The sequence below is a fragment of the Novosphingobium aureum genome (genome assembly GCF_015865035.1).
In the GTDB taxonomy this organism is placed as follows: domain Bacteria; phylum Pseudomonadota; class Alphaproteobacteria; order Sphingomonadales; family Sphingomonadaceae; genus Novosphingobium; species Novosphingobium aureum.
Genome location: NZ_JADZGI010000007.1, coordinates 1 through 20,984, shown reverse-complemented (window position 1 = coordinate 20,984; position 20,984 = coordinate 1). Strand labels below are relative to the sequence as shown.

Below are 20,984 nucleotides of genomic sequence, written 5' to 3'. Positions count from 1 at the left end.
AAGACAATGAGCAGCGTCATCGAATACCTCGTCGCTTTCCTGATCGTGCTGGGCGGTGCCTTCGCGCTGATCGGCAGCTGGGGGCTGGCGCGCCTGCCCTCGCTGATGACCCGCCTGCACGGGCCGACCAAGGCCACCACGCTGGGCATCGGTGCCTGCCTGATTGCATCGATGATCTATTTCCCTACGCGAGGCGAGCCGTTTTCGGCGCACGAGCTGTTGATCGCGCTGTTCCTGTTCATCACCGCGCCGATCTCGGCGAACATGGTCGCCAAGGCCTATATCCACCGCCGCTACAACCGGTGCAGCGCGCCCGAGGATGTCCATACCCTTCTGCCCCCGCCGCCGGGCGCAGGCGCGGACTGGGCCACTTTCGGTAGCGAGCCCGAACAGGGCGCAATCAAGGGAACGGTCATGGACGGCGGCGTGGGCAAAGCCCAGGACCAAGGCCCCGACTAAGCCAAGGGGGGGCCCGTGCCCTTGCAGATTTGGGCCCTTTACCGGGTCGTGGTGGTCGCGATCAGATCGGTGATCTCGGTGATCCAGCGCCCGGTACTGTCGTCGCGCAGCTGGAAGGTGTTGACGTAGGACCAGGCGCAGCTCTGGATGCCGATCGAGGCGAAGGCATTGCTTACTGCACCGTAATATGTCGCGCGCTCGCTGGTCGGGATCTGCTGCACCGCGCCGTATTCCCCGACGAACGGAACCCGGCCCGTGCGCGTATAGTAGTTCGTCGCCAGCCGCAGGTGGTTGTTGAGCCGGGCATAGTCCTCGTCACTGCCCCAGGTCGTGCCCATCGGCGGGGTAGGCGAGATCCAGTCCGCCCCCTGATGGGTGAATTCGAGCGGCAGGTAATAGTGAAAGGTCGGGATCACGTAAGGATCGTTGGGCAGCTCGAGCGTTGCCAGCGAAGTGATATCCGAAGTGCGCTGCCCGCCCATGATCACGTAGCGTGACACGTTGGTCTCGCGGATGGCCGCCAGCGTTTCGGTGTAGATCTCGAGCAGGTTGGTATTGTTGAGCTGGTCCTTGGGCTCGTTGAGCAGCTCGAACCACACGCTTGACGGTGCATTCTGGAAGCGCTGCGCGATCTGGCGCCACATCGCCACGAAGCGCGCGCGATTGCCCTGCGGATCCTCGCTGATCTCGTCGTAGTGATGCATGTCGATGATGACGTTGAGCCCGGCCGCACTGGCCGTGTTCACCACGTGCTCGACCCGCGCCATGAAGCTGGCATTGATCGTGTAGGGCGCACTGCTCGAGGCATGCCCGGAGAAGCGGATCGGGATGCGCACCGTCGAGAAGCCGCCCGAGCGGATGAAGGGGAAATCGCTGTCGCGGATCGCGCGGCCCAAGTCGCCCTCGTTCTCGGCCTCGAGCTGGTTGCCCATATTGATGCATTTGCCCAGCGGCAGGCGCGAGCCGACCGAGGCGGTCAGCGCCGGGATCGGCGTATAAGGGAAGCTCTGGGTCGGCGTCGGCGTGGGAGTAGGCGTCGGCGTCGCGGTTGCCGTCGGAGTAGGCGTGGATCCCACGCCGCCACTTGCCCCCTCGCCACCGCAGCCGGCGAGAAGCAGCAGCGCCGCCAAGGGACGCAGGTAAGTGGTATTCATCTAGAACTCTACTCCAGCAGTCTGCACGCAACGCCCGGGCTCGCGAGTGCGTCGCATCTGTCTTCCCCAGCCACGGCAGGCGCGACCCCTTCCAATTGGCCGGGAAGGGTCGCAAGCCGCAGGGCGACACGCCCCACCGTGCGACGGCGGCTTTCCCAGCCGGGAATGCCATTGAACAAGGTTTCTACCGATTCTGGGTTAACGCGTTGCAAGCAGCGCGTCTATCGCTTCGGCAATACGGGCGCTCCAGCAATCCCAGTTGAGCCGCTCTTCAAAGTCCTGACGGGCAGCGCGGCACATCGCGTCGTATCCTGTCCGATCGGACCAGGTCTCGAGAATGCGGGTTGCATAGTCTGCCGGCGTTGCATCGAGCGCCAGCGTCATCCCTGTCTCGCCGTCCTTGACGATGGTGGGAACCCCGCCGGTCACCGTGGCGACCGCCGGCCTGCCGAAGGCCGCCGATTCGCAATAGACGATCCCGTAGGCTTCCTGTCGGCTGGGCATCATCAGGAAGTGAGCCTGCTGGTACAGGTCGACGAAGCGCTGGTAGGAAACCGGGTCGTTCTTGTCGATCATGCCATGCACGACGACATTGTGCAGGCCAAGCGCCGCCTTGGGCCGCGAGCCGATGATGTGAAGTTCGACATTGCCGCCAGTGCGCCGGTCAAGCTCGCGCAGGATGTCGAGCACCAGCGGCCCGCCCTTACGTTCCCAAGCATAGCCCACGAAGATCAGCCGCAGCGGCCCGTCTTGCGGGGCCGGCGTGAATTCGGGGACCGCATCGATGTTTGCGCCCATCGGGGCGACGCCCACGACTTCCTCGCTCAGGCCATAACGGCGCATCGCATCCTGCTGCGCCCATTCCGAGGCGAGCAGTATCCGGTCGGTGTGGCTCAGCAGGCTGCGCTGGACCTCTTCGCCCCGCGCCTTCGTGCGGCGGTTGTAGATCCGGTACTTGGTGTAATAGTTCACGACCGTCCCGAACAGCGCATCCGAGGCGTAGACGATCGGCCACTTGGGATCGACGAAGGCCAGCTTGTGGGCAGCTGCGACACCGACCACGACATCGGGCTGGATTTCCTCGAGCGCGGCATTGATGCTGTTGCGATAAAGCCGCGAGACCAGCGGATTGCGGCGGATCGCGACGCTCACGTGCTCGACCGCCGCCAGCTTTTCGACCATGCGGTCAAGAAGCGGCGTGTCGACTACGTGAACATCGGAAAAACGCCTCTCGATCGCCTTGAGCGAATACCAGGGAATACCGCTCCACGATCGGCGCAGGAGCGGGGTCGCGACCGAGACGTATGCGACACGCATCAGGCCTTGTCCCCGCCGCAGTCGGTCATGGTGCCCGGCCCCTCATCGTCGCGGCTTCCAGAAAAAGTGCGTGTCACGGTCGCTCAGGCGCGGCCGAGGACAAGGACGGCGTTGAGGCCGCCGAACGCGAAGGAATTGGACATTGCTGCATCGAACGGCGCCGCGCGTGCGCCTTCGGCCACCATGTCGATGCCCAGGTCCGCGTCGGGCTGGTCGCAATTGGCACTGGGCGGGATGACCTGCTCGCGCAGCGCCAGCGCGCTGAGCAATGCTTCCATCGCACCGGTCGCTCCGAGGCTGTGCCCCAGCACACCCTTGGTCGACGACACCGGCGGCGGCGCCCCCTCGAAAACAGCGCGAATGGCCGCGCTTTCCACTGCGTCGTTCATGGCCGTCCCGGTTCCATGTGCATTGACATACCCGATCTTGTCGGGCGTGAGATTGGCGTCCCGAATAGCCAAAGTCATTGCCAGTGCAATGTTTTCCTCGTCGGGCGAGGTGAGGTCTCCGGCATCCGAATTGGCGCCGAAGCCAAGCACCTCTGCATGGATCGTGGCGCCACGGGCCACCGCGTGATCCCAGTCTTCCAGCACCAGCATGGCCGAGCCTTCGCCGAGGACCAGCCCGGAGCGGTTCTTCGAGAACGGGCGGCAGGTGTCGCTCGAAAGCACACGCAGCGCTTCCCAGGCCATGATTGCGCCCTGCGTAATGCAGGCCTCGGTCCCGCCAGCGAATGCGACCGTCGAAATGCCCGAGCGCACCAGATGGAAGGCCTGGCCCACGGCATGCGTGCCCGAGGCGCAGGCGCTGGTGACGCCATAGGCGATACCCTGGAGCCCGAGTTGCATCGAGACCTGGCTCGGCGCGGCACTGCACATCTGCCGTGGCACGGTAAACGGGTGAACCCGTTTGCCGCCTTCGGCGTAAAGCTTGTGGAACGCGGCATCGAGCGTGAGGAAGCCACCGGCTCCAACGCCCACGATTGCTGCAGCACCGCGCACCTGTGGCGATTGCGGATCGAGCCCGCTGTGCGCCAGGGCCTCGCGTGCGGCGACCACCGCAAACTGCGAATTGCGATCGAGCGCAACGAGTTGCTTGGCGGCGAAGTGATCTTCGGGAGTAAAATCGAGAACCTGCGCCGCGATCGGGCAGGACATGCGCTCGTCATGGTCGATCTGCACCGGGCGGATCGCGCTCCTGCCTGCGACGACCGCGTCCCAGGTGCCTGCCACATCGAGACCGGCCGGCGAAACTGCGCCAAGACCGGTAATCGCCACGCGTTTCATTGAACGGCCTTTTTCGCCAATTCCTTGTCTACCGCCGCGACGATGTCGCCCACGGTCACGAGTTCCTGCGCCGCGCTTTCGTTGGCGTTGAAGTCGATGTCGATGTCGAATTCTTCCTCGACCGCAAAAACGGTCTCGATGACATCGAGCGATTCATAGCCAGCCTCGACGAGATTGGTATCCTCGGTGAATTCCGACGGATCACGGCCAAGTTGCTTGGCAACGACCTCCCGCACGCGTTCGAATGTCGACATTGCCCCCACCTTCCTGGTCTTTCGACCATCATTGTGCGCTGCGAAAAAGTTCTAGCGATTAAATTGCTTGCGTCTAGCCGTGAACGACTGATCCGCCGCTGCTGAGCGCATTGTGAAGGAACTTGTTCCATTAGAAAACAGTTGTGCCTGACGATTGACACGTAACGCCAGCCGGTAAATGTAAAACGGTCTGGCCTGCTCTGGTCGGTGAACCCAGTTCGCAGCCTGCTGCAAGCGCGAAAGGATTTGGAATGCCGAGCCTCAACATGGTTCGTGGAATGCTGCACCGTGCGATGCGCATGCGCATCGCGTTCAACAACCGCGTGTGGGGCATGAATATCGATCCGACCGCGCGGATCTCGTTCTCGGCCAAGCTCGACAAGACTTATCCGCAAGGCGTGCATATCGACCGGCACACCTACGTCGCCTTCGGCGCGACGATCCTGTGCCATGACATGACACGCGGCAAAGAGAGCGAGACACGGATCGGGAGATACTGCTTCATCGGTGCGCGCAGCCTGATCATGCCCGGCGTCACCGTCGGCGAGGAATCGATCGTTGCCGCAGGCGCGGTGGTGACCCGCGATGTCCCGCCGCGCTCGATCGTCGCCGGCAATCCTGCAACCGTCATTCGCTCGGACATCGAAGTCGGCCCCTATGGACGCTTCCTGAGCGCGGGCATGTCCAAGGCCGACCGTGCGGCGCACGAAAAAGCCCTGGCCGCGAACAACTGACGCGACCAGGGCTGGTTCGATAAACCGGGGCGCCGGCTATCAGAGGTAGAAGTCGCCCTGGTCGAGGTGCGTGACGCCGAGCAGCTTCAGATAGAAGTCGGCATTTCCGTCGCCATCGAGATCGCCGGTCACGATCGCGTTGCCGTTCGACACCTCGTAGCGCAGTTCACCTGCCTTGCCGGTGAAGTTGCCTGTGCCCAGGAAGGCGAACTTGTCATCGGCGGCGGTCGTCGTGTTGGCGTCCATCAGCGAAAGGCTGATCTTCTCGTTCGCCGACTGGTCGAAGTCGCCGATGGTTTCCATCAGGCTCTTCGAGGTGCCGTCGAGATCGCCGTCGCGGAAGATGAACATGTCGCGACCCTCGCCGCCCCACAGCGTGTCGACACCCGAACCACCCTCGATGCGGTCGTCGCCTGCACCGCCGTAGATCGTGTCGTTGCCCGCACCGCCGTAGATGATGTCGTCGCCTGCTTCTCCGTAGAGGATGTCGTCGCCACCATCGCCGCGCAGGGTGTCGTTGCCGTCACCGCCGTAGATGATGTCATCGCCGTCCTGGCCCTGGATGACGTCGTCGCCGCCCAGACCATAGATCGTGTCGGCGCCATCCGAACCGATGATGCGATTGTCCTGATCGTTGCCGCCGACGGTAAGCCCTGCCTCGGCGAGACGCAGGACCTCGATGTTGTCGTCGAGCATGTAGTCGACCGAGGTATAGACCGTGTCCTTGCCGCCATCGGCCTCTTCGATGACCGAGACGCCCGTGCCGTTGACATAATAGGTGTCATCGCCGGTGCCGCCGACCAAGTGGCTGTTGAAAGCGCCGCCGCCGGTGAGGATATCGTTGCCCGCGCCACCCTCGACGATGCTGTCGCTATCTTCGCTGGCAGTGAGGCGATCACGACCGCTGGTACCGGTCACGGTGACCGGGTCGACCAGTTCCGCGACGAGATCGGGGATCAGTTCGACGATGCCGCCCGGACGGCTGATCGTGGTGGCGTCATCGAGGCTGTCGAGATCGTCGACGATGAGGTCCGCTTCGGGTGCGATAAAGCCATTGATCGTCACGTCACCGCGATCGACCTGCGAAGGCAGGATCGAGTCGAGGTATTCGGACATCGAACCGATGATCTCGGTGCCGCCGTCGTAGATCGGATCCAGCTCGGTGTTGTTGCTGAAGCTGACCGAAGCAGCATTGTCGGCTTCGAGGAAGCGCATTGCCGAGTTGTCGCTGACGTCGAAATCGGTGCTCTTCTGGACGCGGACCCACGACTTGGCGCCATTGTAGGCCAGCACGGTATTGCCGGTGATCGAGCCACCATCGACGTGGCTGACCGCAATGCCGTTACCCAACCCACCAATCACAACATTGCCAGTGATGGTCACGTCGGAGTAGGGCATGTTTCCGTTCTCATCACGAAGGAAGATGCCCTGTGTTGCCTGGCCTTCGGGCGCATAGACGACGTTGTCGGTGATCGTGACGTTGCTCGAGGCGCCGACCTGGGTATTGGTCCAAAGCTGTATACCATCGGGATGGTCACCATCCTGCGGCTTGAAATCGGTGAAATAGTTGTTGGAAACAACCAGATCTTCCTGACCACCGCCACGAACCCCGTCAACGCGCAGGTCATGGAAGTAATTGTTCTCGATCGTCACCCCGGTATTATTAAGCAGGGTGATACCATGCTTGAGGTGCGTGAACTCGGAGTTGCTCACCGTGACGTCAGAACTCTGACGAATGATGAAAGGCTGGATGTCGTAGCCTGCGCTGCCGTCCGGTCCGGTGACGGTGATGTTGTCGAAATGGATGTCCGACGACTGGTAGGTCAGCAGGCTGAAGCCCGAGCCCGCCGCTGGGGTGAAATCGATGTTGCTGATTGTGATTCCGTTGCTTCCGGAGATCTTGAATGCATCGATTGTCGCCGGGTTCGAAGCATCAGCCGAAGTAATGGTGATGCCGTCGCCAAAATCCTTGTTGTTGATGACCAGTTTGCTATAGTCACCCGAGGCGAGTTCGATAGTATCGCCTGAAGCTGCTTTTTGCAGCGCAGCATCCAGCTCCGCAACGGAGCTAACTGAGTAAACGGTCATCGGACCCTCTTTGTTCGTTGCTTGGGAGCGCCGCTGCTCTCCATGGCCAAAGAGGTATGGGAATCGGGGTTGCGGCGAACTTGCGAGTAATGGTTACTCGCAGATTCATACTTTCCGCAGGATCGGGCCCTTCTGCCGGTCAGCAGGGGCCTGTAGCGTCGTTTTTCGACGCAGTTTCACTCGGTTAGCCCTGATCGTTAACCCGCGTAGGGTACGATGTCCGCGCTATCCTATCATGCGATGAAACGTGCCACCCAAGAGATTGGTTCCGCGGGTGCGAAAAGTTTTATCGAATCCCTAACGCGCGCCTGATCGAATCGCCCGCTGGAATGGCAACAAAACGGCAGTCGATTCGCCGGGAAAGCGCCTTCAAACGGCCTCGACGACCATCGGAACGGCTTGCGGGAACGTCTTCTTCGCCAGAATCTTCTGGTCGAGCGGCGCGAGCCCTTCAGACCAAAACTTCCGACAGCTCCCTGGCGATTTCGGAAAGTGATGATTGCAGGCTGGCGAAGCGGCAGCGCTCCTATAGACCTGCCGCCAGACTAACTGGCAACCTTGCCACCGGCAGAGTGAAGCGCTGTCGGACCCTCCTTGCGAAGCCCTCGCTCAACGAGCCTGCCATCATCCGGACAGGCAACAGCACCTCTCGGAAAAATCGGAGTCTCGTCGTGAACGGCCCGTCTCGCACGCCATTACCGGCTCTGTCAGCCCGGACACGGCAAACGCGGTCCGGGGCGATTCGGGACCTTTCGGGATCAGGCCGCCTCGCGACCGTCCCAAGTGACCATGAGCGAGCGCAGTTCGGCGATAAGTTCCTCGGGCTCGAGTGTCGCGCAGACCGGCTCGGTGGCACGCGCCTTGGCGATCGCACCCTCGATGTCATCGTCATCGCCAACCATCGTGAGCAAGCCGCGGTCGGCGAAGGCCTGCGCGATTTCCCACTGGTGATTGTCGTAATGCTCGCCGCGCGTATAGCTGCGCGGCACCGCGATGACCCGGCAACCTTGCTGCAGCGCAGTGATGATCGAGCCGGTACCGCCATGGCACACGACAATGTCCGCGCGCGCCAGAACTGCCTTCACCTCGTTGAAAGGCAGAGTCTCACGCAGATCGATTTCGGGATCGACCGGGAAGTCGAGCGGCTGGCCGGTCTGCATCAGCACGTTTTCGGGCAGCAGCCCCTTGCGCTTGGCGCGATCGACCAGCTTCACCAGGCGATCGAAGGGCAACGTCGCCCCGACCGTGGCGAAGACCAGCGGCTCCTTGTTGGGACGCGGCGTCTCGAGCCGGCGGAAGGGATCGAAGACCTGGGCACCTGGCCAGTTGCGCCCGGCCTCGTCCGACTGGGCGACACGGATATGCGCGAGCGGACCCGCGATCCGCGCGAAGGCCGAAGGACCACTGAAGCGCGCAAAGGAATCGATCAGGATGATCTTGGCCCCGAGCAACCGCCCGAAGATGACCGGGAAGTAGGACGAGCCCGCACCGGTCGTAATCACGGCATCCGGACGCTCGCGCCACATGATTTTCCACGACTGCCACACACTCTGCACGGCGGCCTTGAGCATCGAGAACGGCTTGCCGAGGCGCGCCTGTCCAAGCGCGACGTGGGGCACGAAGAACGAGCGGTGCCGCGTGGCGATGTCACGCGTGAGCGCGGTATCTTCAGTGATGAAGAAATAGTCGGTACCGGTCCACAAGGGCTCTAGATCGAGCAATTGCCGGACATGCCCACCACCTGATGCTACCAACGCAATCCGCATCGCTCAACTGACCTCGATTCTCTCATGACTAGGAAAGATCGCGCCTTCCCTAGATGCTCTGGACTGAGAACAGGTTAACCGGACCGAACATCCTTGGTTCCACCCTCTAAGGCCAAAGATCGTCAAATGCCTTTGCGCGATGACGAACCGTGCAAATTGTGCGGCGCACCATGGGCAACCTTAGCTCCGCTCGGAACGTTAGGGCTGCGCAGGACAGGCCCTGCTCAATTCCAACAAGTGCAGCATTACCACGGTTCCTCAATACTCATGAAAAAAAATTTATGATCTGATTGTGCCGAATTGAGCCTGTGACATAGTTGACCGCGATGATTGCCTTGCGCAAACGCTGCGATTGCGATGTTGCAAATGCAGCATGTTTTTGGTCTGCAAGACCAAGCCAAAGATTTCAGGAGATTCCCGAAGGTGAGCAACCTGGAAAAACGTCCGGAACCGATGACCCCGGACAAGACCATCCGCATCGGTTTGCTCTGGCATTCTGTCAGCTCCGGCAACCTCGGCGTCGGTGCGCTGACGCTTGGAAACATAGCGATCGTGCGTCAGGTCGCGCAGCGCATGGGCCTCACGCCGCAATTCGTGGTGATGAGCATGCGCGATGGTGACGCTCCCGAGCTGCTCAAGGGCGAGGTCGAGGTCTTCACCATCAATTCGAAAGTCCTGCTTACCCCGGGTGGCTACTGGAAGACGGTCGGCCAGCTCGATTGCGTGCTGGACATCGGGGCTGGCGACAGCTTCGCCGAGATCTACGGCGCCAAGCGGTTCGGGTTCATGTGGCTCACCAAGATGATGGCTGCTGCACGCAAGGTGCCGCTCGCACTTTCTCCGCAGACCATCGGTCCCTTCACCAAAAGCGGCTACAAGCAGCTTGGCGCGATCGCGCTGCGCAGCAGTGACATCGTTCTCTCGCGTGACGAGCAATCACTCGCGGTCTCGCGCGCGCTCGCGCCCCGCGCGCGCAATGAGATGTCTGTCGATGTCGCCTTCATGCTGCCCTTCGAGGATCGCTCGGCCCAGCGCGGCGGCGAGAAGATCCGCGTCGGCGTCAATGCGTCGGGCCTGCTGTTCCACCAGGCCGAAACCGGCGCGAACCGCTTCGGCATGAGCTACGACTACGCGAAGTTCACGCGCGAGCTGCTCGCTCGGCTTTGCGCGCGCGACGACGTCGAAGTCCACCTTGTCCCCCATGCGACCAGCAAAACCGACCCCAAGGACGACGACAACCACCTCGCCGACCGACTGGTCAAGGAATTCCCCTCGGCAATCCGGGTCCCGGCCTTCGACGGCCCCTCGCAGGCCAAGAGCTACATCTCGAGCCTAGACTTCCTGGTGGCCGGGCGCATGCATGCCTGCATCGGTGCGTTTTCCTCGGGAACTCCGGTGGTACCTGTCGCTTATAGCCGCAAGTTCAGCGGCCTGTTCGGCCTGCTCGAATATGATCACATCCTCGCCATGACGGACATGAGCGTTGACGGAGCAGTAGCGCAGGTGCTTTCGGAACTGGACAAGCGCGACGAGTTGGCGCGTGACATCGCGGTCGGGATGAAGAAGGTCGACGCCTTGCTCGACGTCTATCGCGACGCGCTCGCCGACCTGTTCACGCAGGCACTGGCCAAACGCGGTATCGCCATGGCGGCATGACACGGCAACCCGGACCGGGGCCGAGCGGTCGAAAGGGCAGGCGATACGCGCATGAGCGTGCATGCCTTGCCCTTCTCGCTTGCCTGTCTCGTGCCAGGATTGCTCGCACAGCCGGACATCGCGATTGGCGAATTGCGGCCCCGGCTGTGCCAAAAATGAACGCCGGACGCGGGAAAAAGTGCTCGAATCGTTGAAGTTTGGGCGAGAATATTCACAGGTTCTGGGGCATGTTGCGCTTCGGTAAATACAAGGCACGTTACTGACGTGGCGCATCTTTCAGGTTTTGCGAGGGTTGGGGGTTCAATGAATAAGACGAGGCTGGCCGGTTTGATTCTGCTCGGCTGTCCCTTTGCGGCCGGCACGGCCCTGGCGCAATCGGCGCCGCGTGCTGCGCAGGAGCAGCATGCGGACATCGTGGCCTCGGTGCGCACGTTCTACGACGGCAACGCCGCGGGCGGTTCGCAGGAACTGGCCGACCAGCGGGGCCTCGAACGCCAGGACCTGCGGATCACCCCATCGATCGACGCCGACATCTACCGCCCGCTCGGCACCGGCTACGTGTCGCTCAACGGATCGCTCGGCTACGACATCAACGCACGCAACGAGCGTTTCGACCGCGAGCGCATCAATGGAACTCTGGGCGCAGGCCAAATGGTCGGCCCTTGCGGCATCGATACCACCACCTCCTACCGCCGCCAGCAGAGCGACCTGTCGAGCATCAACGCGGCTCCCGGTGCCGGTGGACTGGTTTCCAACACCGAGACCACGTTCAGCGTCGGTGGCATGCTGGCCTGCGGCGGCTACGTCGGCTTCCAGCCTTACGCCGTGGCGCAGTACGAGACCTCGCGAAACAGCGTCGACCAGCGCAAGGGCTCGAACTCGGACAGCTTCACCTACGGTGGCGGCCTGATGTACACCCAGCCCTCGATCGGCGAGATCCGCCTTTTCGCGGTCCAGCGCGACGTGGACTTCACCGAGCGCGACCAGGTCAACTACTTCGGTTCGCCGGAACTGCGCATCCGTTCGTTCGGTGGCCAGTTCGCGCGCGACATCGGTGCTCGCCTCGGGGCCTTCGTCATGCTGGCCTATACCGACCTCGATCGCCTCGGCGACTATGACGGTGTCGATACCTCGGGCTTCAGCGGCCTGACCTGGCAGGCGAAGCTGACACTGCGCGCCAGCGAGAGGCTCAGCTTCAAGGCCTCCGCCGCGCAGGAGACGACCCCTTCGCTTAACTACCGCGTCGACTATACCGAGCGTAACGAGTACTCGCTCGAGGCAACGCTGATGCTGAACAGCCGCATGAACCTGTCTCTGATCGGCTCGCACGCCACGCGCGACTACAACTACAGCGTGCCGCCGCTCGACCTGAACCTGACCCACGATCGCATGAACACGATCACCGCGTCCTATAACATCCAGCCGATCGGCCCGTTCAGGGTCTCGCTAGACGCGATCTACGAGAACCGCGCGGCAAACCTCGATTATTACGAGTACGATGCCTTCAGCGCCGGCCTGACCATCCAGATGCAGATTTGAACACGCAGAGGACAACACGATGAACGTCAAACCCACCAAGATCATCGCGACCGTCGCCCTCGGTGTGGCCAGCCTCGCCTCGGGCCTGGCCCAGGCGCAAGCACAGTTGCCGCAGACGACCACGCCAGCTCCGGCTCCGGCTCCGGCTCCGGCCGCGGGCGCCGCCGCCCAGGCCCCGATCGCTTCGCCCGCAATCGAAACCTACCTGCTGGGCACCGGCGACATCATCGAGATCTCGATCGTCGGCGGAGCGGAAGGTCCGATGCGCGTCCAGATCCAGTCCGACGGCACTATCCTGCTGCCGCTGATCGGTACCGTGCAGGCGGGCGGCAAGACCGTGCTGCAGCTGCGCAACCTGATCAGCGACAAGCTCAAGTCGGGCGGCTTCTACGCAACCCCGGCGGTGAACGTCGCGGTGATCTCGTACACCAGCCGCTACATCACGGTGCTCGGCGAGGTTAACCGCCCCGGCCCGGTCGCGATCGAGCGCGAATACCGCGTCTCCGACATCCTCGCCCGCGTCGGCGGCGTGAAGGATGCCAGCGTCAAGATCATCAAGCTGCGCCGCGAGGACGGGACCGAACTCACGCTCGACGTCTCGAGCATTGCCGCGGGCGGCCCCGAGGACGATCCGGTGATCAAGGCGGGCGACAAGCTCTATGTGCCCACCGCACAGGCTTTCTACGTGCTCGGTCAGGTCGGCCGTCCCGGCACCTATCCGGTCGAGGATGGGATGACGCTGCGCAAGGCGCTCGCGGTTGCCGGCGGCCTGACGCAGCTCGGTTCGAAGAAGAAGGTTAAGGTCATCCGTGACGGGGAGGAGATGAAGAAGTACGATCTCGACGCCCCGATCGAGATCGGTGACGTCATCGAAGTCGGCGAACGCTTCTTCTAATCAAACGATGCTTCCCGGGGAGACCCAATTATGAGCCTTTTACAGCTGTTTCGCATCCTCTGGGTCCGCCGGGCGGTTTTCGCGATCTCGCTGGTCGCCTGCCTCGTTCTCGCGGGGCTTGCGATCCTGATTCTCCCGGAGAAGTACGAGGCCAAGTCGCGCCTCCTGCTCGATCTGGCCAAGCCCGATCCGGTTACCCAGCAGGTGATGTCCAACTCCTTCGCGGCGCGCGCCTACATCGCGACCCAGTCGGAGCTGATCACCGACTACCGCGTCGCGGGCGAGGTCGTCGACAAGCTGGGCTGGACCGAGAACCCGCAGAAGATTGCCGCCTACAAGGCAAGCGGTGCCGAGGGATCGGTCGACCTGCGCCGCTGGCTTGCGGACCAGATCATCGAGAACACCACCGCCAAGGCACTCTCGAGCAGCAACATCCTCGAGATCATCTACGCTGCGCGCACGCCTGACGAAGCGCGCAAGATCGCCGATCTGCTCCGCTCGGCCTATGTCGAGCAGAGCATTGCCTTCCGCCAGGACGGCGCGACGCGCAATTCGGCCTGGTTCCGCCAGCAGGCGGAAGAGGTCGGCAAGGAGCTGACCGCCGCCGAAGAAGAGAAGACCGCTTTCGAGAAGAAGACCGGCGTCATTCTCCAGAACGACTACACCGACGCCCAGTCCGAACGTCTGCGTGCCCTGTCGAGCCAGGTGCCGATGCAGATTCCGGGCGGCGCGGCCGCGATCGGCCCGACGGCGTCGAGCTCGCAGCTCGCGCAGGTCGATGCCCAGATCGCCTCGATGTCGCAGACGCTTGGCCCGAACCACCCGCAGATGATCGCGCTCAAGCAGCAGCGTCAGGCCCTCGCCAGCGCCGCCGCCCAGGAGCGAACCGCAGCCCTTGCCGCCGCGCGCGCCGCTTCGGCGACCGGTCCTTCGCTGACCAGCCAGGTTGCGAACCAGCAGGAAAAGGTGCTCGCCCAGCGAGGCGATGTCGATCAGCTGCGCAAGATGCAGGCACGCATCGACGTGCTGCGCGACCAGTTCAACAAGACCATGGCCCGCTCGAGCGAGCTGGCCCTCGAGGCCGCCTCGCGCGATAATGGCGTGACCCTGCTCGGCAACGCTGTCGCTCCCGACAGCCCCGCCTCGCCCAAGGTCCTGCTGATCCTGGTGGGTGCCGTCGCTGCCGGTCTCGCGATCGGCTTCGTCATCGCGATCGCGCTCGAGCTGCTCAAGCGCCGCGTGCGCGGGGTCGACGACCTGAGCGTCGCCGAGGTCCCCGTGATCGGCCGGATCGTCTCGGAGCGCCCCGAAGATGCAGTCGCCGCGAATTCGTGGTTTGCCCGCCTTGGCAGAAAGGCCGCCTGACATGAACGGCTACAACAACGATGCAGGAGTAGTCATGGACGACAATTCCACCGATGTCGCCTCCGACGCTGCAACCGGCGCGGAAGAGTTCGACACTTTTCCCGAAGTCGAAACCACCCAAGCAGACGAACCGATCACGGTTCAGTTCTCGCCGCGTGTCGTGGTCCTCTCCGAGCCCAACTCGCCCGAGGCCGAGGCCATTGCCGCGCTGCGCACGCACCTGCTGGCCCATCACATCCGCGCCGGGCGTCGCGGTCTCGCGATCTGCTCGCCAAGCGCCGAAGGGGGCTCGACGTTCCTTTCAGTGAACCTTGCGGTCTCGCTGGCCAAGGCCGGCATCCGCACACTGCTGATCGACGCCAACCTGCGCCAGCCTGACGTGCACAACATGATCGTGCCCTCGCGCGAGGTGCCGTCGCTCAAGTCGTGCCTGACCGACAGCTCGGTGACTTTCGGCGACGTGATCCTCGAGGACGCAATTCCCTCGCTCTCGATCATCTATGCCGGCGAAGAGCAGACCCAGGCACACGAGAAGCTCGCGGCCCCTGCCTTCAAGTCGCTCGTCGACCTGTGCATGCGCGATTTCGAGGTAACGATCATCGACACCCCGGCGAGCAACAACAACGCCGATGCGCGCCGCATCGCCTCGATCGTGCGCCATTGCGTGGTCGTCGCGCGCAAGGACAAGACCTACGTATCGGACGTGAAGACGCTGATCGAGGAGATGAAGTCGGACAAGGTCAACGTCATCGGGACCGTGCTCAACGAGTTCTGAGCGGCCCTGCCGCAGACAACCAGAATTCCCGATGCGGGTCGGCGCCAGAGCGCCGGCCCGCATTTTGTTTGGGGCCTGGCCTTGCGTCTGCAGCCTTCTGCTCGCCGCGAAGCTACACTGGCATAGAGAGACGTGTCGCGAGGACACTGAGGTGCCGCCGGAGCCCGGAAGGCGCGGCCCAGTCGGAACATGCGGGGTTTTAGCGCACGCGCGAGCGAACCTCAGGCGCGCCTCGCACTTCGGGAAACACGGGCGAGCGCCGACCGATCTCTAGCAGCGATCGACGAACGCCTGCGCGCGCACTGGCACGGCGCGAACGGGCGACATGCTCCCCCCCGTCCGCGGCGCAGCAAGAAGAGCGCTCAGACGCTCTCCAGCGCCCCGGTCGTAGGACGCGCGGATCGGTTGCCACGCAGCAGCAGGGCCGCTGCAATGTTGTCGAAGTAATCGAACACGGCCTTGATAACGTAGGCCAGGACGAAGGACAGCGGGATCGCCGCGACCGCGAGCGGCAAGGGATCGTCGAACACCTTGCTCAGCACATAGATCACGAGGACGTGGAACAGGTACACGAACAAGGTCACCGTCGCCGCCTTCTGGAAGGTTGTCGCGACGATGTTCGGCAACTGAACGGTCGGATTCCAGGCCAGCAGCACGAATGTCGCACCAAGGTAGACCGTCGCCAGGATCGACATCCTGAACTGCGCAAAGACGAGCAGCGTCACCAGGCCGAGAACGAGGTTGGCCCGGACTTGCGCTCGCGTGGTGGTGACGCGCAGCATCCAGCCAAAGCAGAACACCGGGATACAGGCCATGAGCCCGTGCGAATCCGGATGGGGAGCGGGCCATAGAATCAGGCCTTCGGGGCTGTGCAGCGGCGAGAGGACCAGGCCGGCCTGAATTGCCAGCGTCACCACCATGACGATAGCAGCTATGCCCCATTTGTTGGCCATGGCCCAGGTGCGAAGCGCCGGGAAGGCGAATGCCACGCCGATCAGCGCGATGATCTGCACATAGGCACTGACGTACCAGTAGAGTTCTGCGGGGTTGCGCCCTTCGGCCCTGAAGTAGTTCGCCCATAGGCCGAAATAGGCCAGCGGGACGTCGGCCATGGCGATGTTCACCAGCACGATCATGCCGAAGTAGATCGGCACGATCGGGTAGAGCATCTTGACCACGAAAGTACCGATGCGCCCCTGCCCCAGCAGGTTCAGCTGGAAGCGCGCCATGAGATAGCCCATCAGCACGAGCAGCATCCACGGGCCGCCGAAAAAGGCATGAAGGCCCGAATGGACCGCCACCACCATCGAGATCGCCGCGACACGCAGCAGAACATCGACACCGACCGGGCGCACGAAACGGCTGCGCGACTTGGGCGTCATCTGCTCGAGCGTGGCGATGGGCTGGTTCTCCCAGTCCTGCGGTACGTGGCCGAGCCGCTCTTCGAGCGCCATCTCGACATGAAGATAGCCCAGCGAATCCCCGCCGAGCGAGGCGAAGGTATCTCCGGGCTGGATTTCGGCGCTGCGCGTGACACGGGCAATGACCTCGCCGATCGAGCCGCTTTCGGTCTCCTCGTCGGCGGCCATGGCTTCTGCTGCCCATTGCTGCAGGACCTTGCGGTCGGTCTTGCCCGAGGGCATCAGCGGCACTTCGGCGATAGCGTGGCTGCGCACCGCGCTTTCAGGCAGCTCGTATTCGTCGGCAATCGTGCGCCGGATGAACGCATCCTGCCCGGACACGTGCAGCACGACGAGATGATCGTCGACCGCGCAGGCATATCCCTCGACGCCTTCGTCGGAGAGCAGCGTCTCGATCTGGTCGAGGCTGACCCGCATGCCGTAGAGTTTGACGAAGCGCTTGAGGCGGCCGACGATGCGGTAGAACCCGTCCTGCGTGCGCTCGGCTATGTCGCCGGTACTCAGTTCGGTGTGCTCGGGCCCGCGCGCGAGATCGCCCGGTTCGACACCGTAGCCCATCATCACGTTGGGGCCGGCATAAACCAGTTCTCCGGCAACGCCGTGGCCTTCGATTACTGTGCCGTGCTCGTCGCGCAGCCACATCCGTCCGCCCGGAACTGCGCGTCCGATCGTGTCGTGCGCTTCGTCGAGGCTTTCGGGTGGCACATAGGAAATCCGCGGCGAGGCCTCCGTCTGGCCATACATGATGACCAGCTGCCATCCCCCGGACCGGGCCATCTCGGCAAACCGTCGCACACTGGTGGGTGCTAGTTTGCCGCCCGCCTGCGTCACGTAGCGCAAGCTCGGCAGGTCCATGTCCTTGAACCCGGTGCGTTCGAGCAGGTCGAACTGGTGCGGGACGAGGGCCATGCTGGTTGCGCCAGTCTTGCCGAACAGATCCCAGAACCCGGGATCGAGGACCGAACGTTCGGTCAGCACCATCGCCGCTCCGACCTGCAGGTAAGAATGCAGCACCGAGAGCCCATAGGAATAGAACAGGGGCAGGGTGCTCATCGCCCGATCGCTGGCTGTGATGCCCAGATACTCGGCAATCGAATCCGCATTGGAGACGATATTCTCTCCGGACAGACGCACCAGCTTGGGATCACCCGTGCTTCCCGAGGTCGAAAGCAGCAAACGCAAGTCGGCATGCATCTCGCCGCGCGAAGGTGGGGTTGCTTCGCCATCGAATTGCAGCACGGCCTTCACGCCGTCCCCCCGCCCGCGCACGATGATGTCGGGTGTCCAGATCGTGGTCAGGCGCGCATCGGGCTCGAACGTACCGGTCTCGGCGACTAGCACCGGAAAACCTGACTTGAGGCAGGCAAGATAGGCGGCAATCGAATCGGCATCGAGCTCGATCTCGAGCGCAACCAGCGGCCGCCGCCCCTGTGCGATCGCCGCAAGACGCTCGCACCACTGCCCGATCTTTTCGGTCAAGGCGGCATAAGTGACGACGGAATCCTCAAGGATGAAAGCCGGCGATTGTGGCGCACGGCCTTCGGTATCCCAGAACGGCTGCATATGGCTTCCACCTGTTGGCCCACGCGGACTTGGGTTCGCACGGACGAGACTGGACTTGGGCTGCGCGATAAACCTACACGAGAATGGAGGAAACTAAAGGGCAAGCCGGGTTTGACGCAGCCAAGTAATGCTGCGGTAAGAGGCATGTTCCATGGGACATTTTGCCCCACATGGTTTTGTCAGTTCACCGGCATTTCAACGCTGGGAACAGGCACTTCTTCTACTTGCAGGACACGGTGGATTCGGTGGTGCGAGCAGCGCATCTGCGGTCCGGGCGCGCGCTTGTGAGGCTGGGAAGATCTCAGGTAGCCATATGCCGGGAGCAAGGCGCTGAAAGAAAAACAGTTTGCTGAACAGATCCTGCGTTTGGCGCCATGGCCACGCGTGAAAGACTGGAGTTTTGTGCGAAAGGATGGTTAACTGAGCGACACATCGGAGCACGCTGCGGCCCGATGCGAAGACTTGGGACCACTCAGATGCAATTTGTCATCAAGGGCACGATGGCCGGTAGACAGGGCAAGCGCATGCCCCCTGCAGTCGTGGCCGTGTCAGTCGTCTTCGCCACTGGTTTGACCTGGGCCTGCAGTCCCTCGCTTGACCCCGCAGAAGCGCCCGCGGCGGTCTCGGGACAGCGCAACAACAGCGAGACGGCTTCTGGCGGCGCTTCCGCCGCTCATCGCGAGCCAACCGAAAGCCCGGTTCCAGAGTCTGCGAAGACCTCGGCGGCCTTGGCAGAGACCGGCACGCCCCCCGTAGAGCCCGATGCATACGCATCGCTGTCCTTCGCTCCCCCGACCATTCAGCCTGAGCTTTCCGCGGCGGACAAGTCCACCGTCGATGATCCTCCCCAGACCGAAGCGGAGCGTGCGTCCGCTTTATCGACGCCAGCGCCGGTCGTGTCTGAGAACAAGCCCGCGCCCGCGCCAAAGACCTCTACGGCGCTACCCACTCCACGTTTCGCGATGGTCAGCCCGGTGGCACCGATCGCGTCCCCCGCCGCACCAGCTGTCCTCGCGAAGCCGGAACGCGGCGCTGCGGCGGCCAGCTCAAAAGCACCAGGCCCCGATCCTGCCCCTAAGCAGGCAAAGGCGGTTGCGAAGGCGCCCGGGGGTCCTGAGCCAGGGCCATCGTCAGGCCGCACTCTTGCAGAACCGTCTGCCAGCCCGGCGCCAGCGACTGTCCCGAAGTCGATGGGCCAGGCAACAGTGGCTGCGAAGGCCACAACCGCCCGCGAATCTGCAGAAGCGAAGAGCCTTACCGCCGCTACCGGTGACGGCATAACCCGGGCCCCCGAAGGCCTACAGGAAGGCGATGCTTTCGCGTCCGAGGGAGACGGTCCCTCGATAGAATCGATTGCCGCTGCATTGCGCAACCCGCCACGCCGGGATCTTGGATCGAGCGTCAGTCCCGAGGCGATGGCATGGATCCTCGGCCGGCCCTCGCACGACCTGGATGATGTGGTTTCTACCGCATCGGCAGCGCGCAAACCCGGCTCAACGCAGGTAGCTGCGACCGGTCGCTCGGCTGCAGGGTCTACGAGGCTTGCCCGGGTTGGCGTTGGTGCAACACAGGCATCGGACGAACCGGCAATCGGGCGCCGAATTCCTGCCCTGACCCGGGTCGACCCTCAGGTCCTGCGCGAGAGCATGGCCCGCCAAGCCTCGACACCAGCGGACCATGATCCCGTTGCGAGCGAGACGTTGCTTTCCGAGGTCGCGACATCGGTGAATGCACCCAGCCTCAAAGCCGCAACGGTACCAATTGCAACACAGGCAGCGTCTGCTATCGCACCCTCGAGCGAAACGGCAATCGCCTCCGCACCGCAAACGGCATTGACGGATGACTTGGCCATCCGCGCAACCGCGCGCCATGCCGGTGTCTATCGACAGACAGCACAGGGGATCGAGATCGATCTCCCACTACGCGTCAACGGCGTACAGGCGGGTGCGATAACCTTGCTCATCGCGGGCGCCAGCCTCGAGCAGCCGGATGTCGTCCACGGCGAGTTCAGTGTACGCCTCTCCGCTATCCTCCAGGCTCTGCAACCGCAGATGGAACCCGCCCTTTACGCGCATCTGCAAGGCTCGGCCGGGGCCGCGGCTCAGGTTACGTTGAATGACCTGCGCGCTGCGGGGATCACGGTCGGCTTTGCACCCAACGGTGACTTGACGCTGGGCTAAGGCGTCCGAGCCTGCGGGCACCAAAATGGCAGGCGCTCCAGCAGCAACCATAGTCCGCAGTCGCGCCATGGGAATTAGGGCAATTGTTGCGTCCCTGGTGCGGACACAAAAAAAGGCGCCCTTGGCGCCTGCGTCGTAAGTGTTTGGAAAGATTGGTTGCGGGGGTAGGATTTGAACCTACGACCTTCAGGTTATGAGCCTGACGAGCTACCGGGCTGCTCCACCCCGCGTCAAATTGTATTGCCTCAAGCGCCGGCGGTCCTGTTCGGGCCCTTGGCTATCCTCGCATAAGCTCGGGCGGCCGTTTGGCGTTGCGAAGCCTTTGGCTTCGTTTGGCGATATCGTTCGTGTTCTTTTGAGAGACACGAAGAGGGCCATGGGGATAGATCCCTTGGCCCTCGTATGTTGTCATTGTGATGGGTTTTTTGATCACGCCGGCTTCAATGCCTGGCGACGTCCTACTCTTCCGACGCTTGAGCGTAAGTACCATTGGCGCTGTCAGGTTTCACGGCCGAGTTCGAGATGGGATCGG

General features: G+C 62.9%; 15 protein-coding genes, 1 tRNA gene and 1 rRNA gene. 8 read left to right on the top strand and 9 right to left on the bottom strand.

The features are described 5' to 3' along the window. Positions 1 to 6 precede the first annotated feature (6 nt). Positions 7 to 459, top strand: a complete 453-nt coding sequence (locus I5E68_RS19020; RefSeq protein ID WP_197167186.1) for a Na+/H+ antiporter subunit G — start codon at positions 7 to 9, stop codon at positions 457 to 459. Between the two features lie 38 nt (positions 460 to 497). Here the strand turns inward: I5E68_RS19020 and I5E68_RS19015 are convergent, their stop codons facing one another. From I5E68_RS19015 to I5E68_RS19000, 4 genes are all read right to left on the bottom strand, one after another. Next, positions 498 to 1,613: a glycoside hydrolase family 5 protein gene (locus tag I5E68_RS19015; protein WP_228727373.1), complete on the bottom strand. Its 1,116-nt coding sequence runs from the start codon at positions 1,611 to 1,613 to the stop codon at positions 498 to 500. A 198-nt stretch (positions 1,614 to 1,811) separates the two neighbouring features. Further along, on the bottom strand, positions 1,812 to 2,930 hold the full coding sequence (locus I5E68_RS19010; RefSeq protein WP_197167184.1) for a glycosyltransferase family 4 protein: 1,119 nt from the start codon (positions 2,928 to 2,930) through the stop codon (positions 1,812 to 1,814). 83 nt (positions 2,931 to 3,013) lie between these two features. Next, the gene (locus I5E68_RS19005; protein WP_197167181.1) at positions 3,014 to 4,216 is read right to left on the bottom strand and encodes a beta-ketoacyl-[acyl-carrier-protein] synthase family protein; all 1,203 of its coding nucleotides are present in this window, start codon (positions 4,214 to 4,216) and stop codon (positions 3,014 to 3,016) included. Then, positions 4,213 to 4,470 (bottom strand): acyl carrier protein, encoded by a 258-nt coding sequence (locus I5E68_RS19000; RefSeq protein ID WP_197167179.1) that lies wholly within the window; start codon positions 4,468 to 4,470, stop codon positions 4,213 to 4,215. Before I5E68_RS19000 ends, I5E68_RS19005 begins: the two co-directional genes overlap by 4 nt. A 251-nt stretch (positions 4,471 to 4,721) precedes the next feature. On the opposite strand from I5E68_RS19000, the gene I5E68_RS18995 reads away from it, so the two are divergent. Then, a complete protein-coding gene (locus tag I5E68_RS18995) occupies positions 4,722 to 5,204 on the top strand; it encodes an acyltransferase (protein WP_197167177.1) in 483 nt (160 codons plus the stop codon). Positions 5,205 to 5,243: 39 nt separating this feature from the next. Here I5E68_RS18995 and I5E68_RS18990 read toward each other — a convergent pair whose 3' ends face one another. Beyond that, on the bottom strand, positions 5,244 to 7,292 hold the full coding sequence (locus tag I5E68_RS18990) for a right-handed parallel beta-helix repeat-containing protein (RefSeq protein WP_197167175.1): 2,049 nt from the start codon (positions 7,290 to 7,292) through the stop codon (positions 5,244 to 5,246). 758 nt (positions 7,293 to 8,050) lie between these two features. Next, a complete protein-coding gene (gene welK, locus I5E68_RS18985; protein ID WP_197167173.1) occupies positions 8,051 to 9,058 on the bottom strand; it encodes a beta-1,4-glucuronosyltransferase WelK in 1,008 nt (335 codons plus the stop codon). A gap of 423 nt (positions 9,059 to 9,481) precedes the next feature. Here welK and I5E68_RS18980 point away from each other — a divergent pair, with 423 nt between their 5' ends. The 5 genes from I5E68_RS18980 to I5E68_RS18960 all read left to right on the top strand — a co-directional run bounded on the left by I5E68_RS18980 (position 9,482) and on the right by I5E68_RS18960 (position 15,288). Beyond that, the gene (locus tag I5E68_RS18980; protein WP_197167171.1) at positions 9,482 to 10,714 is read left to right on the top strand and encodes a polysaccharide pyruvyl transferase family protein; all 1,233 of its coding nucleotides are present in this window, start codon (positions 9,482 to 9,484) and stop codon (positions 10,712 to 10,714) included. Between the two features lie 303 nt (positions 10,715 to 11,017). After that, on the top strand, positions 11,018 to 12,253 hold the full coding sequence (locus tag I5E68_RS18975; RefSeq protein WP_197167169.1) for a hypothetical protein: 1,236 nt from the start codon (positions 11,018 to 11,020) through the stop codon (positions 12,251 to 12,253). Positions 12,254 to 12,272: 19 nt separating this feature from the next. Next, positions 12,273 to 13,148, top strand: coding sequence for an SLBB domain-containing protein (locus tag I5E68_RS18970; protein WP_197167167.1), 876 nt, complete (start codon positions 12,273 to 12,275; stop codon positions 13,146 to 13,148). 30 nt (positions 13,149 to 13,178) lie between these two features. Then, positions 13,179 to 14,513: a GumC family protein gene (locus I5E68_RS18965; RefSeq protein WP_197167166.1), complete on the top strand. Its 1,335-nt coding sequence runs from the start codon at positions 13,179 to 13,181 to the stop codon at positions 14,511 to 14,513. A 1-nt stretch (position 14,514) separates the two neighbouring features. Further along, complete coding sequence (locus I5E68_RS18960; protein ID WP_197167165.1) at positions 14,515 to 15,288, top strand: CpsD/CapB family tyrosine-protein kinase; 774 nt, start codon at positions 14,515 to 14,517, stop codon at positions 15,286 to 15,288. A 362-nt stretch (positions 15,289 to 15,650) separates the two neighbouring features. Here I5E68_RS18960 and I5E68_RS18955 read toward each other — a convergent pair whose 3' ends face one another. Next, positions 15,651 to 18,272 (bottom strand): AMP-binding protein, encoded by a 2,622-nt coding sequence (locus tag I5E68_RS18955; protein WP_197167164.1) that lies wholly within the window; start codon positions 18,270 to 18,272, stop codon positions 15,651 to 15,653. Between the two features lie 1,646 nt (positions 18,273 to 19,918). Between I5E68_RS18955 and I5E68_RS18950 the strand changes: the two genes are divergently transcribed. Further along, positions 19,919 to 20,452, top strand: a complete 534-nt coding sequence (locus tag I5E68_RS18950; protein WP_197167163.1) for a hypothetical protein — start codon at positions 19,919 to 19,921, stop codon at positions 20,450 to 20,452. Positions 20,453 to 20,605: 153 nt separating this feature from the next. Here I5E68_RS18950 and I5E68_RS18945 read toward each other — a convergent pair. Both I5E68_RS18945 and rrf read right to left on the bottom strand, forming a co-directional pair. Continuing rightward, positions 20,606 to 20,682, bottom strand: a tRNA-Met gene (locus tag I5E68_RS18945). Positions 20,683 to 20,897: 215 nt separating this feature from the next. After that, positions 20,898 to 20,984, bottom strand: a 5S ribosomal RNA gene (gene rrf, locus I5E68_RS18940); the annotation flags it as partial.

Coding starts and splice junctions, on each gene's coding strand:
- I5E68_RS19020 (WP_197167186.1), top strand. CDS start 7: ATGAGCAGCGTCATCGAATACCTCGTCGCTTTCCTGATCGTGCTGGGC.
- I5E68_RS19015 (WP_228727373.1), bottom strand. CDS start 1,613: ATGAATACCACTTACCTGCGTCCCTTGGCGGCGCTGCTGCTTCTCGCC.
- I5E68_RS19010 (WP_197167184.1), bottom strand. CDS start 2,930: ATGCGTGTCGCATACGTCTCGGTCGCGACCCCGCTCCTGCGCCGATCG.
- I5E68_RS19005 (WP_197167181.1), bottom strand. CDS start 4,216: ATGAAACGCGTGGCGATTACCGGTCTTGGCGCAGTTTCGCCGGCCGGT.
- I5E68_RS19000 (WP_197167179.1), bottom strand. CDS start 4,470: ATGTCGACATTCGAACGCGTGCGGGAGGTCGTTGCCAAGCAACTTGGC.
- I5E68_RS18995 (WP_197167177.1), top strand. CDS start 4,722: ATGCCGAGCCTCAACATGGTTCGTGGAATGCTGCACCGTGCGATGCGC.
- I5E68_RS18990 (WP_197167175.1), bottom strand. CDS start 7,292: ATGACCGTTTACTCAGTTAGCTCCGTTGCGGAGCTGGATGCTGCGCTG.
- welK (WP_197167173.1), bottom strand. CDS start 9,058: ATGCGGATTGCGTTGGTAGCATCAGGTGGTGGGCATGTCCGGCAATTG.
- I5E68_RS18975 (WP_197167169.1), top strand. CDS start 11,018: ATGAATAAGACGAGGCTGGCCGGTTTGATTCTGCTCGGCTGTCCCTTT.
- I5E68_RS18970 (WP_197167167.1), top strand. CDS start 12,273: ATGAACGTCAAACCCACCAAGATCATCGCGACCGTCGCCCTCGGTGTG.
- I5E68_RS18965 (WP_197167166.1), top strand. CDS start 13,179: ATGAGCCTTTTACAGCTGTTTCGCATCCTCTGGGTCCGCCGGGCGGTT.
- I5E68_RS18960 (WP_197167165.1), top strand. CDS start 14,515: ATGAACGGCTACAACAACGATGCAGGAGTAGTCATGGACGACAATTCC.
- I5E68_RS18955 (WP_197167164.1), bottom strand. CDS start 18,272: ATGCAGCCGTTCTGGGATACCGAAGGCCGTGCGCCACAATCGCCGGCT.
- I5E68_RS18950 (WP_197167163.1), top strand. CDS start 19,919: ATGGCCCGCCAAGCCTCGACACCAGCGGACCATGATCCCGTTGCGAGC.